The organism is Streptomyces atratus, from assembly GCF_040655115.1.
Taxonomy (GTDB): domain Bacteria; phylum Actinomycetota; class Actinomycetes; order Streptomycetales; family Streptomycetaceae; genus Streptomyces; species Streptomyces atratus_D.
Map to the genome: position 1 here is coordinate 1 of NZ_JBFAJH010000033.1, position 14,155 is coordinate 14,155.

At 71.5% G+C, this 14,155-nt stretch carries 12 protein-coding genes and 4 pseudogenes; 6 read left to right on the top strand and 10 right to left on the bottom strand.

Annotated features, from left to right (window positions below):
- A pseudogene (locus AB0I23_RS27940) lies at positions 1–1,345 on the top strand (hypothetical protein); the annotation flags it as partial.
- A 208-nt stretch (positions 1,346–1,553) separates the two neighbouring features.
- On the opposite strand, the gene AB0I23_RS27950 reads toward AB0I23_RS27940, so the two are convergent.
- Positions 1,554–1,709: a hypothetical protein gene (locus AB0I23_RS27950; RefSeq protein WP_359113310.1), complete on the bottom strand. Its 156-nt coding sequence runs from the start codon at positions 1,707–1,709 to the stop codon at positions 1,554–1,556.
- A gap of 155 nt (positions 1,710–1,864) precedes the next feature.
- On the opposite strand from AB0I23_RS27950, the gene AB0I23_RS27955 reads away from it, so the two are divergent.
- The gene (locus AB0I23_RS27955) at positions 1,865–3,073 is read left to right on the top strand and encodes an MFS transporter (RefSeq protein WP_359113312.1); all 1,209 of its coding nucleotides are present in this window, start codon (positions 1,865–1,867) and stop codon (positions 3,071–3,073) included.
- 143 nt (positions 3,074–3,216) lie between these two features.
- Here AB0I23_RS27955 and AB0I23_RS27960 read toward each other — a convergent pair.
- Together AB0I23_RS27960 and AB0I23_RS27965 are read right to left on the bottom strand one after the other, a co-directional pair.
- A pseudogene (locus AB0I23_RS27960) lies at positions 3,217–3,675 on the bottom strand (hypothetical protein); the annotation flags it as partial.
- Positions 3,672–4,646 (bottom strand): 5-dehydro-4-deoxyglucarate dehydratase, encoded by a 975-nt coding sequence (locus tag AB0I23_RS27965; protein WP_359113313.1) that lies wholly within the window; start codon positions 4,644–4,646, stop codon positions 3,672–3,674. The pseudogene AB0I23_RS27960 and the gene AB0I23_RS27965, both read right to left, overlap by 4 nt.
- Before the next feature lie 260 nt (positions 4,647–4,906).
- On the opposite strand from AB0I23_RS27965, the gene AB0I23_RS27970 reads away from it, so the two are divergent.
- The 3 genes from AB0I23_RS27970 to AB0I23_RS27980 all read left to right on the top strand — a co-directional run bounded on the left by AB0I23_RS27970 (position 4,907) and on the right by AB0I23_RS27980 (position 7,381).
- On the top strand, positions 4,907–5,716 hold the full coding sequence (locus tag AB0I23_RS27970; RefSeq protein ID WP_359113315.1) for an NAD-dependent epimerase/dehydratase family protein: 810 nt from the start codon (positions 4,907–4,909) through the stop codon (positions 5,714–5,716).
- A gap of 192 nt (positions 5,717–5,908) precedes the next feature.
- Positions 5,909–6,139, top strand: a complete 231-nt coding sequence (locus AB0I23_RS27975; protein WP_359113317.1) for a hypothetical protein — start codon at positions 5,909–5,911, stop codon at positions 6,137–6,139.
- Positions 6,140–6,175: 36 nt separating this feature from the next.
- Positions 6,176–7,381, top strand: a complete 1,206-nt coding sequence (locus AB0I23_RS27980) for a TerD family protein (RefSeq protein WP_359113319.1) — start codon at positions 6,176–6,178, stop codon at positions 7,379–7,381.
- Between the two features lie 109 nt (positions 7,382–7,490).
- On the opposite strand, the gene AB0I23_RS27985 is transcribed toward AB0I23_RS27980, so the two are convergent.
- The 6 genes and pseudogenes from AB0I23_RS27985 to AB0I23_RS28010 form a co-directional block, all read right to left on the bottom strand.
- Positions 7,491–7,721, bottom strand: a complete 231-nt coding sequence (locus AB0I23_RS27985) for a hypothetical protein (protein ID WP_037691698.1) — start codon at positions 7,719–7,721, stop codon at positions 7,491–7,493.
- 78 nt (positions 7,722–7,799) lie between these two features.
- Positions 7,800–8,033 (bottom strand): annotated as a pseudogene (locus AB0I23_RS27990) (TROVE domain-containing protein); the annotation flags it as partial.
- A gap of 506 nt (positions 8,034–8,539) precedes the next feature.
- Positions 8,540–8,941 (bottom strand): annotated as a pseudogene (locus tag AB0I23_RS27995) (alkaline phosphatase PhoX); the annotation flags it as partial.
- Positions 8,875–9,030, bottom strand: a complete 156-nt coding sequence (locus tag AB0I23_RS28000) for a hypothetical protein (protein WP_359113321.1) — start codon at positions 9,028–9,030, stop codon at positions 8,875–8,877. The pseudogene AB0I23_RS27995 and the gene AB0I23_RS28000, both read right to left, overlap by 67 nt.
- A 189-nt stretch (positions 9,031–9,219) precedes the next feature.
- Complete coding sequence (locus AB0I23_RS28005; RefSeq protein WP_359113322.1) at positions 9,220–10,680, bottom strand: hypothetical protein; 1,461 nt, start codon at positions 10,678–10,680, stop codon at positions 9,220–9,222.
- Positions 10,681–11,057: 377 nt separating this feature from the next.
- Positions 11,058–11,771 (bottom strand): antibiotic biosynthesis monooxygenase, encoded by a 714-nt coding sequence (locus tag AB0I23_RS28010; protein WP_359113324.1) that lies wholly within the window; start codon positions 11,769–11,771, stop codon positions 11,058–11,060.
- 331 nt (positions 11,772–12,102) lie between these two features.
- On the opposite strand from AB0I23_RS28010, the gene AB0I23_RS28015 reads away from it, so the two are divergent.
- Positions 12,103–12,546: a GNAT family N-acetyltransferase gene (locus tag AB0I23_RS28015; protein WP_359113325.1), complete on the top strand. Its 444-nt coding sequence runs from the start codon at positions 12,103–12,105 to the stop codon at positions 12,544–12,546.
- A 281-nt stretch (positions 12,547–12,827) separates the two neighbouring features.
- On the opposite strand, the gene AB0I23_RS28020 is transcribed toward AB0I23_RS28015, so the two are convergent.
- Positions 12,828–14,144, bottom strand: coding sequence for a hypothetical protein (locus tag AB0I23_RS28020; RefSeq protein ID WP_359113327.1), 1,317 nt, complete (start codon positions 14,142–14,144; stop codon positions 12,828–12,830).
- Positions 14,145–14,155: the final 11 nt, after the last annotated feature.

Sequence of the window (14,155 nt, forward strand, 5' to 3'; positions counted from 1 at the left end):
GACCGGGACGCGAAAGCGGAGGACCAGTGCGCCCAAGACCGTTCGGGGCGTGCCGGTGAGCCAGGACTCACTCCTACTCACTGCCCAGGAACGGTTCAGGAGCGCGACCGGGCTGGTGCCGTGGACGGCCGAGGCATTCGGCCCGGACCGCGAAGCTCGTACGGAACTGTCCCTTCGGCTCCTCGGCCACCCGGAGACGGAGCACCGCACAGGGGCGCTGCGGACCGCCGCCGAGGTGATCAGCACCTGGCGCTCGACCGTGCCCGTGCTGCTGCCCGCCGTCGCGGGACTACTCACCGACACCGAACCGGAGAACCGGCAGTTCGCCGCGCGGGTACTCGGTATGTGCGGCGAGGCCGCCCGGCCGTGGGCCGACGGTCTGGCATCCCTGTGCACGGGCGACGAGGTGTACGCGGACGCGCAGGACACCGCGGTCTGGGCGCTCGCCCGGCTCGGCGACCAGCGCTGCCTGGGTCCCGTGGCGGACCGGCTGTCCGGGGGCCGGCTCGGCTTCGCCCTGCATCAGTCGCACGCCGACGGCTGGTGGATGTACCGTCTGGCGCTGCTGGACACCCTCGCGCCGCTGGCCGGCTGCGCCGACGAGCTGCTGGATCCGCTGCGGCGGCGGCTCGCGGCGGCGACGCTCAAGGACGAACGGCGGGCCCTGTGCCAGGTGTTGACGGCCTGGGGTCCGGCCGCCGCGCCCGCCGTACCCGAGCTGCTGCCGCTGCTGGACACCGACGCGGCGGTCTGGGCGCTCGACGCCCTCGCCACGATCGGCCCGGCGGCGGCCGACGCCGTCCCGCGCCCTCGTCTGCGGGCGTTGATCGACGCGTCGGCGGAGGATTTCGCCGTACCGCGGCTGCGGGTGGCGTACTGGCGGCTGACCGGCGATCCGCAACCCGCGCTCGATGTGCTGCTGCCGAAGTTCGACGCGCAGTGGGGCCGCGAGGAAGTGGTGTTCTTCCTCGGCGAACTGGGCCCGTCCGCGGCGCCGTACGCAGACCGGATACGGGCCCTCCTTCCCGAGCACAAGGAGGGCTGGCTTCCGCTGAGGTGCGGCTACGCCCTGTGGCGGATCACCGGTGAGAGCAGTGAGGCGGTACCCGCTCTTCTCGGGCTGCTGAGCCCGCTGCAGCAGGGCAGGTACGCCTACCGGGCGACGATCACCGCCGTCCAGCGCCTCGCCGAGATCGGCCCGCCCGCCGCCGCGGCGGCCCCGGCCCTGCGTGCCGTTCTGGCCGACGATGAGCGCCCGGTCCGGCACGGCGGCTGGGAATCGGTGCCGGAGGACGACGAGCTGTGCGGGGCGGCGCGCGCCGCGTTGCGCGCGTTCGGGACCTGACCGGCCCGGACCGCCCCGCCGCCGCGGCCACTTCACGCCGAGCAGCTGCTCGATCGGGTCGATCGCGAAGCGTCCGCTGCACGGGCAACAACACGGGTGCCGAGCCGACCGAGACGGGCAGCGGCCCCGACGCGTACAGCCGCTACACCGCCTCGGACATCACCTACGACTGATCGGGGTCACCCGACCGGCCGCGGTGGGCGGGCCGTCACTGGCCCGCCCACCGCTTCACGGTCGCCTCCGCCGCGGCCCGGTCCGCGGGCTTCAGCTTGGAGATCAGGGCGGCGGCCTGCCGGTAGTACGGTCCGCTGCCCTCGGCTCCTTTGCCCTGGTCGGCGTACGGGCTGAGTCCGTGCCCCAGCAACCAGGTGTACAGCTCGCCGTCGGTGGCGGTCCTCGCGTCGGGGATCGCCGTTCGGCGACCTCGGTGTAGGGCATCTGCCCGATGCCATGGCCCGTCCTTAGTCGCCAGCCTGAGTTCCTGACGGAACCGCAGGTCAATGAGGTACGGGGAGCGCGATGACAGGGTCGGCGGCAGGAAAGGTGCTGCGGGATCGCAACGCCGGGCTGTATCTGACGGCGGTGGTGGTCTCCGGCTTCGGGACGTCCGCGATGTGGCTCACCGGCGGGATCTGGGTCAAGTCCCTCACCGGGTCGGACAGGCTGGCGGCGCTCGCCGTGTTCGCGATGTGGCTTCCCGTGCTGACCGGTCCCGCACTCGGCGCGGTCGCCGACCGGGTGCCGCGCAAACCTCTGCTGATCTGGGCGAATCTCGCCATGGCAGGGCTGCTCACCTCGCTGCTCGCGATCGATTCGGCGGGGCGGATCTGGATCCTCTTCGCGGTGCTCGTGCTGTACGGGGTGAGTGGTGTGCTGATGGACTCGGCCGAGTCGGCGCTCGTCGCGCACACCGTCGATCCCCAGCTGCTCGGTGACTTCAACGGGTTCCGCATGATCGCCAACGAGGGCATGAAGCTCCTCGCACCACTGACCGGCGCCGGGCTGTACGCGCGGTTCGGCGGCGGCGCGGTGGCGCTTCTCGACGCGGCGTCGTTCGCCCTGGCCGCCGGGGTCTACGCACTGCTGCGGGTGCGGGAGCCGGCCCGTCCCGCCCGCACGGACCGGCGGGGCGAACTGGCGGCGGGGATCCGGCAGGTGTGGGGGTCACCGGTGCTGCGGCCGCTGGTTCTGGCGGGAGCGGTGACGATGCTGTGCGCCGGGCTCAACGGAGCCGCGCTCTACGCCGTCGTCGACGACGGGCTCGGGCACTCCCCCACGTACGCGGGTGTGCTGTACGCGGTGCAGGGCGGCGGGTCGATCGCGATCGGGCTGCTGGCCGGTCCGCTGCTGCGGCGCCTGCCCGAGCGGGTGTTCACCGCGGCCGGGATCGCCCTGTTCGCGCTGGCGGTGGGGGTGCGGGCGCTGCCGTACGACGCGGTGGCGCTGGTCGCGAGCGCCGCGATCGGGGCGGGGCTGCCGTGTGTGCTGATCGCCGCGATGACGGCGGTGCAGCGGGAGACGCCGGACGCCGTGCTGGGCCGTACGAGCGCGACCGCCAACTCACTGATGATGGTGCCGAACGCGGTGGCGCTGGCGCTCGGCGCGGGGCTGGTCGCGGTGCTGGACATCCGGGTGCTGCTGCCACTCATCGGTGCGGCGGGCCTGCTGACGGCGGTCCTGCTGGTCACGGACCGGCGAGTGGGGTCTCCCCTGCTCGAACGGAGTTGAGAGCTCGGGGACGGCTGACGGGCACCCCCACCGGTCCACTTCCGTCATCGACCGAGGCGTGAAAGCGCCTCGGCGACGGTCTCGATGTCCGGACCGGAGGCCAACCCGGCGTGACACAGGCGGAGTTGGTTCGCGCCGAGCGAGGCCGCGTGCGCGGCCAGGTCCACGAGGTACGCGCGGACCGCGGGTTGCGCGATGCAGGGCGCCCAGAGGTAGCGGTCACCGTACGCGTTGACCACCGGAATGTCCGGATGTTCCGCGCCCAGCCGGGAGTTGTGTGCGAGAACCACTCAGCTGTGCACCTCCAGACCGGCCTCCGTCAGCGCCTGCGCGGCCTCGGCGTACGCGTCGTCCGAGGCCACCCAGAACTGCGCGTAGGGGCGCAGCTCGCGCCCCTCCCATCGCCCGGGGTCCGGCGGGTACAGCACCGCGGCGTGCTCGGCGGTGACGATCCGGCGGCCGGGATGACGCGGGGTCAGTGCCCGGGTGGAGTGGTAGGCCGCGGCGAGCGTCACCTGCTGGACGCCGAGGTCCGCGACGCGGGCGGCAGCGTCCGGGTCCCCGACGACGTCCCAGGGGGAGAGGAAGGTGGAGGCCCTCACCCGTGCTCCTCGGGCGCAGTCTCTTCCTGCCCGTGCTTCTCCAGCAGGGCGCGGCCGCGCTCGATGATCGCGGCCAGCTCCTCGACATGGGCGGCGGGCGGCTCGGTGAGCGGGCTGCGGACGTCGCCGACCGCCAGGCCCTCCAGCCGGACGGCTGCCTTGACCAGCGAGACGGCATAGCCGCGGCCCTTGGCGCGCAGCTCGACGAGCGGCCGGTAGAAGTGGTCGAGCAGCGCGTCGGCCAGCTCGTCGTCGCCGGATTCCAGCGCCCGGTAGAAGGCGAGGGCGATGTCGGGCGCGAAGGCGAAGACGGCGGAGGAGTAGAGCGTGACGCCGATGCCGCGGTAGGCGAGGCCGGTGAGCTCGGCGGTGGGCAGCCCGTTGAAGTACAGGAAGTCCTCGCCGGGCAGTTCGGTACGGACGGCGCTGACGATGCGCTGCATCAGGTCGAGGTCGCCGTAGCCGTCCTTGAGGCCGACGATGCCGGGCGTCCGGGCCAGGGCGACGACGGTCTCCGGGGTGAAGACGGCGTTGTCGCGCTGGTAGACGATCGTCTCCAGACCGGTGGCTGCGGCCAGCGCCGCGTAGTGACCGAGCAGCCCCTCCTGGTCGGCGAAGACCAGATACGGGGGCATGGCGAGGAGTCCGTCCGCGCCCGCCTCCTCGGCGAGCTTCGCGTACTGGATCGCGAGGGCCGTGCCGTATCCGGCGCCGGCGACGACGGGCAGCTCCCCGGCGGCCTCCTCGACCGCCGCGGCGACGACGAGCCGGAACTCCTCCGGCGTCAGCGCATGGAACTCGCCCGTGCCGCAGCAGGCGAAGACGGCAGCCGCACCCGCGTCGATCCCGCTGCGCACATGCACCCGGAAGGCGTCGAGGTCCACGGCGCCATCCGGTCCGTAGGCGGTGACGGGGAAGAAGAGCGGCCCGGCGGCATGGGTGAGTCGGGCGGCAAGGGGGGCTGAGGTCACGGGCGCTCCCTGAGCAGGTTCAGACGTACACACTTCTGATCGATGTCCATATTCATGAACGGCACCACGCTAAGGCAGCCACGCGGCGCAGGTCAAGACGGGAACACGCGCCGCAGAACCGGAGTTGCACCGATAGCCTCCGCCGCACGGGAGGTGCGCCACACTTGGCTCGGCGCGACCGCACTTCCTAGCGTGTCCACACATGTGAATAATGCCCATGCTTTTGATGTGCCGCACGTATGCACCGAGGAGATCCGCGCATGCCCGCTCCCCGCACCGTCCTGCTCACCGGCGCCGCCGGCGGCCTCGGCACCCTGATGCGCGGACTGCTGCCCGCGTACGGCTACGGGCTCCGCCTCCTCGATGTCGCCCCGATCGAGGGCGCGCCGGACGCGATCACGGCCGACCTCGGCGACCAGGAAGCGCTGCGGGAGGCCGTACGGGGCGTCGACGCGATCATCCACCTCGCGGGCATCTCGCTGGAATCCTCCTTCGACAAGACTCTGCGGGCCAACATCGAGGGGACATACAACCTCTACGAGGCGGCGCGCGAAGAAGGCGTCCGGCGCATCGTGTTCGCCTCCTCCAACCACGCCATCGGCTACCACCCGCGCCCACGCCCCGGCGACCCACTGATCCCGATCGACACACCGCGCCGCCCCGACACCTTCTACGGCCTCTCCAAGTCCTTCGGCGAGGACCTCGCCCAGCTCTACTGGGACAAGCACGCCATGGAGACCGTGTCCGTACGCATCGGCTCATGCTTCATGGAGCCGACGTCGGTACGGATGCTGTCGGTCTGGATGAGCCCCGGCGACGGCGCCCGGCTCTTCCACGCGGCGCTCACCGCCGAGGATGTCGGCCACACCGTCGTCTACGGCTCCTCCGACAACACCCGTCTGTGGTGGGACCTGACGACGGCCCGGTCGCTGGGATACGAACCTCAGGACGACTCGGAGCAGTACGCGGAGAAGCTCATCGCCGAACAGGGCGAACTCGACCCGGACAACCCGGACCACGCCCACCTCGGCGGACACTTCGTCACCAACCCGCCGATCTGGCCGTACTGACCCGGCCGGCCGGCGGAACGAAGGGGTCCGGCCGCGCCCGCGGGGCACGGACCGGGCTCCCTGAAGAACAGGAGGAGGCCGGCCCCTTGTCCGTTCTGCGCGGCCGCGGTCCGCGGAACGCGGTGCGCTCGCCCACGCGCGGCAGGATATTCGCGCGACGCCGCACCCGTGCACCGGACAGGACGCAGATCTATGCCGCAACCATCCGGATTCCTGTACGAGCAGCACGCCGACGCGAGCGTCACCCTCACCCACCACCGCCGCCCCGCGGGCACCCTGCGCGGCGACCGGGCGGAGAAGTTCCTGGCCGAGGTGGCGTCCGGGGACGCCCAGCTGGTGATGGCCCTCTGGACCGGCGCGTACAAGCACGGCAACGGGCGGACGGCCCGCAGCCACCCCCGTAACCAGCCCGGCCGAAGGTAAGGGAACGGCAAAGCCGGGTCGTTCGTTACCCCGTGCATGACCGCTATGACACCTGGCTCGAACATTCCTCTCTCCGCCGCCCGTGTGGCGGTGGACGTCGCCGCCCCGGTGCGGCTCGACGTCTCGGGCCTGCTGCTCACCGTCGACGGCAAGGTGCGTTCCGACGACGACTTCATCTTCTACAACCAGCCCACGGGCCCGGGCGTGACCTACCGCTCCGGCGGCGGCGCGGCGCCGGACGCGATCGTGGTGGACACCACCGCGGTGCCGCCCGGCATCGAGAAGATCGTCGTCACGGCCAGCCCGGACGCGGCGGGCCAGACCTTCCAGGGCATCGAGCCCACCGCCACCGTGCGCAACGCGGACGACGGCAGCGTCCTCGCCACCTTCACCCCGCCCCGGCTGGGCGCCGAGACGGCGCTCGTGGTCATCGAGGTCTACCTCCGCAACGGCGCCTGGAAGGCCCGCGCGGTCGGCCAGGGCTATGCCAACGGGCTTTCCGGCATCGCCACGGACTTCGGCGTCTCGGTCGAGGAGGAGCCGGCCGCCGCGCCCGCCCCGGTCGCACCCCCGGTGCCCGCCGCCGCCCCCGTGGACCCGCGGATCGCCGCTCCCCCGGTCCCGGCCGCCCCGCCCGCTGCGGCGCCGGCGCCCGCCGGCTCCGGCAAGATCAACCTGGACAAGGGCCGGGTCAGCCTCCAGAAGAACCAGACGGTGTCCCTGGTCAAGGGCGGCCGCCCGCTGCTCTCACAGGTCAAGATGGGGCTCGGCTGGGAGCCCGCGTTCCGCGGCAAGGACATCGACCTCGACGCCTCGGTGATCGCCTACGGACCCAACCGGAACCACCTGGACAGCTGCTACTTCGGCAAGCTCTCCATCCTGAACGGCGCGATCAAGCACTCCGGCGACAACCTCACGGGCGAGGGCGCGGGCGACGACGAGGTGATCGTCGTGGACCTCGGCCGGATCCCCCCGGAGGCGACGGGGCTGGTCTTCACGGTCAATTCGTTCAGCGGCCAGAAGTTCACCGAGGTCGCCAAGGCGTACTGCCGGCTGATCGACGCGACGACCGGTGAGGAACTGGTCCGCTTCGACCTGACCGGCGCCGAGCCGCAGACCGGCGTGATGATGGCGAAGCTGATCAGGCAGTTCTCCGGCGAGTGGGAAATGACGGCGATGGGCGACTTCGTTAAGTCGCGCACCGTCCGAGGCATGGTCAAGCCCGCCGCGCAGGCGCTGTAGAGCTGCGAAAAGTCTCCGACACGGCTTCAGGGGCACCTGCGGGTGCAGGTGCCCCTGAAGCCGGAGAGCGTGACGGGGACGCGGACACTGCGCGTGCTCGCCGCCCCTCTCAGAGCTTGGTCAGCTTGGAGTACGGGCTCAGGATCCTCCCCTGTCGCCCCGAGAAGTCGATGAGCACTGCGTCGTTGTCGCCCTCGACAGCGAGGACTCGACCGAGTCCGAACTGGTCATGCGACACCCTGTCGCCCACATCGAACAATTCGACCGGTGGGGCCGCCTGGGCCGGGCGGTTGAAGGGACTGGAAGGCAGGTAACGCCGGGATCCGGCTGACTGTTTCATTACCTTGAGTATGCGCCCTGGGGACGCCCGACGCCATGCCCGACCGCTCCTGGAGGCGCACTGATGCCGGATTCGTAATCAGCGATTCCAGGGCCGGTCGGCGTCCCTACCCGCTTCCAGCAGGGGCACCATGCGGAATGCCGCGTCCGAAAGACCCCCGAAGGTGTGGCGGTTCGCACGTCCCGACGGGGCGTGACCGACTCGGTACCCGGCCAGATTCCAGGTGTAGACGGGCACACTCGCCGGGACGGCCTCGGTGGCATCCCCGTCGTACCTGAACGACGCCTGCTCGTCCTCGGTGGGGCGAACCCGCAGCCAGGTACCGCGATCGTCCACATTGACCTGGCAGCCGTGCTTGGTTGCGTAGTCACGAAGTTGCTGAAGGTTCCCATCGTCATGGCCGACCCACGTCGGAGTACGGCCGGTCATGCTGCCATCGCCAAGTGTCGAGCCGACGAACCAACCGTCCCATTCGTCCCCGAGAGTCCCGAGGAAGTCAGCGGCGAGTGGCGCTGGTACGGCAGACCCAGGCCGCAAATCCTCGATTGCGCACCACACTGGACGCCGCGAGCCTTCTCGGTTCCGCACAGCCCATCGATGGTTGGCCGTCGCTTCGACTACACGCCCGGAAGCAAACAGCACGGCGAATACGGGGTGTTTGCCGTTGTCGATCCACCGAACCGGCGTGGTGGGGACAATTATGCCGTTCCCCTGATCGCGCGGCGGATAGGCTCGCCCGGCTTTGGGGTGGCGCAGGGTGAACGATAAGTCCACCGCCTCGTGTCGCTTCGGGAATCGGATCAGCTCACCCGTACGAGTTATCGCTCCTGCCGCGGCTGGCGCTTCCACGGGCCCGTGATGGCGAGCATGATGCCGGGCGTCTGGATGTTGGCGAACAGCGTCTTCCCGTCCGGCGAGAAGGTGACTCCGGTGAACTCGCTGTACTCCGGATTCTCCGCCGTGCCCACGTTCAGCTCGTTGCGCGCGATCGGGTAGGTACGGCCGCTCTCGGTCGCCCCGAAGAGGTGCTGGATGCCCTCGCCGTCCTCGGCGATGACCAGACCGCCGTACGGCGAGACGGTGATGTTGTCGAGGCCGTCGAACGCGCCGTCCTTCGACGGGTCGGCGTTCACCCCGAGGAGCACCTTCAGCGTCAGCGTGCGGCGCTTCGGGTCGTAGAACCAGACCTGACCGTCGTGCTGGACGGGGCTTTCCTGGCGGTGGCCAGGGCGGCGACGGTACCCGTCAGGGCGATGCCGGCGCCGGTGAGGGCGGACTGCTTGGTGAATTCACTGCGTGTGAAGGGCATCGCGAACTCCTGGAGCAGCTGGGGCAGGTTGGTTGCGGACTCACGCTCCCGCCTCTGCGCCAACGGGAGTTGAACCGAGGGCGACTTCCAACGGCACGATTCCTGTGGATCTTCACAGATTTCATACCGCGGTCACTCCCTCGGCTGCCCGCCCCGGCCGCCGCCACCCGCCCGGCCGCCGCGCCCCGCTCAGCCGCCCGACCGCGACCGCGCCTTGAACGCCGCCTTGCGGGCGTCCTTCGCCTTCCTCTTGTCGCTGTGCAGCCGCCCCATCGCCTCCAGGACGTCCGCCGTTGCCGGGTGCTCCACCCGCCACGCCTCGTCGAAGAAGCCGCTGTGCTGGCCGGACAGCCCTTCGACCAGGCCCTGGAGCTCGCCCAGATCGCCGTCCGCCTCCAGCTGCGCGGCAATCGTGTCGATGGCGAGCCAGAAGATCATCGACTCCGGCGGCGGGGGCACGTCCGCCGCACCGCGCTCCGCGAGCCAGACCCGGGCGAGGCCACCCAGCTCCGGGTCGTCGAGCACGGCGCGGACCGCGGGCTCCGCCTCCGCGCCGACCAGGGCGAGCGCCTGCTGACAGTGCAGCCGGCGGAGCGGGGCCTGCTGGTCCGCGCCGCGTGCCGCGTCCAGCAGTTCGACCGCGGCGCCGTCCGCCCCGCGGCGGGCGAGCCACTGTTCGACCTCGCTGCGGGCCGCCGCCTCCGGGTAGTACGCGACGCCGCCGAGGAGTGCGTCGGCACCCTTGTCGGCGAGATCGCCGATCGCGGGGGCGTCGACACCGGCCTCCAGCATCCGGGCCCGGATGCCGTACAGGCCGAGGGGGGTCAGCTTCACCATGCCGTACCGGCTGACGTCCTCGTCGTCGGCGGGCGGCTGCGCCCGGTCGCCCTCCTCGACGAGCAGCGCCTCGTCCACCGGCCGGTAGGCGACGAGCCCGATCGGTTCGAGGAGCCGGAACTGGTCGTCGAGGCGCATCATCGCCTCCGACACCTGCTCCAGGATGTCGTCGGTGGGCTCGACCATGTCGTCGGGCACGATCATCGACGCCGCGAGCGCGGGCAGCGGGACGGCTGCCTCGCTGCCGCTGCCGTCGCCGACCGTGAACAGGTACAGGTTGCCGAGCACGCCGTCGAGGAATTCGGCTTCCGCCTCCGGGTCCCAGTCCAGGGCGTCGAAGTCGATCGAGCCGTCCTCGCCGACGAGGTCGGTGAAGTCGTCGAAGACGGGCGCGGTGGCATCGGCGTGCACGGCCTCCAGGCCGTCGAGCCAGATCGCAAGGGCGTCCTGCGGGGAGCCGCCGGTCAGCAGCCCCAGGTTCTCACCCGCGGACACGGTCCCCTGCGCGTCGTCCTCCTCCTCCGCTTCGCCCTCCGGGTCGTGGACGTCGAGGAGTCCGGTGTCGACCGCGAGCCGCCACGCCTCACTGGCCTCCGCCGCGCCGTCCTCGTCCGCCGCCAGCCCGAGGTGCTCAGCCGCCGCGGAGAGCTGTGCTTCGACGAGCTCGCCGCCGGCGCCGACCCGGGTCTCCGGTCCCGCCCAGCGGGCGAGCCGGACTGCGCGGGCGAGCAGCGGCGCGACGAGCGCGTCCCGTGCCAGCTCCGCCTCGGTGTGCAGCCGTACGGGCGGCAGGGTGGGACGCTCTGCGGACATCAGGTGGTTCTCCTCGGGCGACGGGTTTCAGTCCGGCCTGCAATGGGGGGCGGCATCAGGGGCTCGGGCACGCACCTTCTCCCACCCTCATGTGCCGGTCGGACTCACGCCGCCCAAGCGTAGACGCTTTCGCCCGATGCCGCCTGGTTCATGCAACAGACGGCGAACGGCCGCCCGGGGATCCCTGACAACTCCCTTACACAACAAAGAGATTGACGCGCATGGAGCTCTCCCCGGTACCCGTGCCGGTCACCGCCCCGGACCGCTCGGCGCCGTCCCGTCAAACGCCGGCGGGCCACCCGGCGTACCAGTGGCGTTCCATCGCCCCCGAGGACAAGAAGGACGGCGGCGAGCCGGGGCAATATCCGCCTGGCCCGCTACCCGCCGGCCCGCAGGCTGAGCGCGGGTGCGTAGCGGAGCACGCCGCCGCCTGATACCCCCGGATAGGACTGCACCCGCTCCCACTGCGGCGTCCTCGACCCGACGCCGTCCCCGGGAGCGCCGAGCGCGTCGATGTGCGCCTGCGCACTGACCCATTCCGCGTAGTTGAGTACGCGGGCCCCGTCGACGCTCACGTGGAAGTACCCGGAGATACCGCCGGGGGCCGGCGCCGGGTCCGTGCCGAGCGCCTCGAAAACACCGTCCACCCAGTCCCGTTGACGCGCTGCGTCCGGCCCGTCGAACTCGACGTCGACGATCACGATGCACCCCGGCTCGCGACGGTCGCCCTCCTTCCGCACCCCGGAGCGGTAGAGCTCGTACGTGTGCGGCCCGAGCCGCCGGATCGCGGGCACGGCTGCGTCGATGTCGGCGTTGCGCGCGTCCCGGCCGCTGCGGACGAACTCCTGCCAGGCGTCTTCGCCGCTCCACTGCGCGTAGTGGAACAGCGTCCTCCCGTCGTCCCCCACGTGCACGGTGTACGCGAGCAGCCCCGGATGCGGCCAGTCCCGGCTGCCCCACGCCCTGCGGATGGCGTCGACGGTCTCCCGCTGCCGCCCGGGGGTGCCGACGTCCCAGATGCTGGCCTCGACGAGGCCCACGTCGTTGCGGGCGATGTCGGGACGGGACACGAACTGTACGCTCTCGCTCACGGCGATTCTCCTCACCGGCGCACCCCTGCGGCGCACCGCTGACGGCCACCCTGATACGTCAAGTCCGCTTGAGGTCAACCCGTCGGCTTCACGGGCCCCGGTTCACCCTGGCGCCGACGTTCGGCGGGACCCGCCTTCCGGCGGCGGCAGGGAGACGCACCACGCCGTCGAGTACCCCGGGCCGACCGTCGTCGTCTCCGCGAGCCCACGCCGTTCCTGCTGCGCCTGTTGAGCAGCATGTCCGGGGTCGCGCACACCGTGCCGCTCGGTCACGCGGCAGCACCAATATCCGGCTGCTGACCTCTCCGGCGCCCGTGCCAGACTCCGGGGCATGATCCTGCGCGTCGCCACCCGCCCCGACCTGCCCGCCGTCCTCGCGCTCCTCGCCGACGAGGAGCGGGTCGTCGACCCGGCCTCGGTCGTGGTCGACGAGGCGTACGAGAAGGCCTTCGCCGCCATCGAGAGCGACCCGCGCAACGAGATGCTGGTGCTGGTGGACGGCGACACCGTGCTGGGCTGCCTGCAGGTGACGTACATACCGGGGCTCGGCAGGCACGGCGAGGAGCGGGCGCTGATCGAGGCGGTACGGATCAGGGCGGACCGGCGGGGCGGCGGGCTGGGTCGGGAGCTGATGAAGCAGGCCGTCGACCGGGCCCGGCTGCGGGGGTGCGGGCTGGTGCAGCTGACCAGCAGCAAGCGGCGCACGGACGCGCACCGGTTCTACGAGTCGCTGGGCTTCGCCCGCAGCCACGAAGGCTTCAAGTTCGCCCTCTGATCCCCGCCCGGGGCACTACTGGCTAGTTGCCCTCTTTGACTGACTCAGTCCGCCCTGCCCTGCCATGCGCTCATCAGGGTGTGCAGGTTGTGCGCCGGCGGCATGCACACACGGAGGCTCGGCTCTGAGCCACGGGCCGCGATCGAGATCCGTCTGGGAGAGCGGCCCCGGCCTCGCACCACGGTCACTCATACCCGGCTCCGGAGGCCGGGAGCCCGTTGCGGGGCCGGGCAGGAGGTAATGGCGGGCAGGTCGGCGGGCGTCGCGACCCTTGTCCTGGATCACGATGCGAGGACGCGGCCGGCGGCGACGGCTGACGCCACGGTGCCGCCGATGACGACGGCCCAGGCGGCGACGACCGGGATGCGGGTGCTCCAGGTGTGCAGCACGGGCGAGGTCGAGGCTCGGGCGAGGAACGCGTCGCGACCGCGCAGTACCACAAGGCCGACGCCGGTCAGGGTCAGCGCCATGCCGGCACCGAAGGCCGCCACCATCGCGAACGCCGCGCCGACCCGGCCGGTCAGCAGCCCGCTGAGGAGGACGAGGAACGCCGACGGGGAGGGGAGCAGGCCGCCGGACGTGCCGAGCAGCAGGATGCCGCGCCAGGTGAGCAGAGACTTGGACGTCGGGACGTCGTGACTGTGACTGTGGCCGTGGTGGTGATCGTGGCCATGCCCGTGTTCGTGGTCATGCCCGTGGTGGTGACCATGGCTGTGACCGTGCTTGCGGTTGGTCAGGTGGCGTCGGAGCAGGCCGATGCCCACGGCGACCACGACCAGGGCCGCGATCAGCTGCAGCCAGTTCGTGACCGCGGCGACGTCCGGTGCGTGCTGGGCGGCGAGCCAGAAGGCCACGGCGAGTACGGCGACCGATGCGGTGTGCATGAGGGCCACGATGGCGCCGAGCCACACCGCGTCCCGCGCCTTGCCCTGGCCGCCTACGAGGTAACCGGCCGCGAGCGACTTCCCGTGGCCGGGGGCGCAGGCGTGGAAGGCGCCCACGGCTGCCGAGACGAGAAGGGCCAGTGGCAGTACGACGCCGTGGTCCAGCAGTGCCGCAAGGTCTGTGGTCCACACCGACGTCGGCGCCGTGGATGCGGTGGCGGCGGAGCTGTCGGCTCCGCCGAGGGCGAGGGTAAGGGTGGGGTCGCTTGCTGTGTGCAGGCCGCCGCCGCCCTTCTTTGTCACGGAGATCGTGCGATAGGCCGGGTTGACGTCGGTCAGTGCGGTGATGGTCAGGGCGACCCTGTCCACGGGTTCGGGGCAGGTGTAGTGGACCAGGGCGCCCTTGCTCGCGAGCCGCGCCGTGTCCACCGCCCCGAGCCGGCACTCGCGCCCGTCCTGCTGCACGGTGATGTGCGAGCCGAGGTAGGTCGCCTCGTCTCCCTTGGCTGCCTGGTGCAGGACGCCCAGGTCGTTCTGCTGGGCCGACCAGGTGATGTCGACGGTGCGGCCTTCGGCCCTGACCTGGGCGACCGGCGGTGTGCCGAAGGGGTGCGCCTCGGCGGCGCCTGCGGCGCCGAGCAGCGCCAGTGCGGCGGCCAGGCCGATCAGGAAGAGACGGGCGGCGTGGGTGCGGAGGGTGCGGAGGATATGCACAGTGGTGGTCC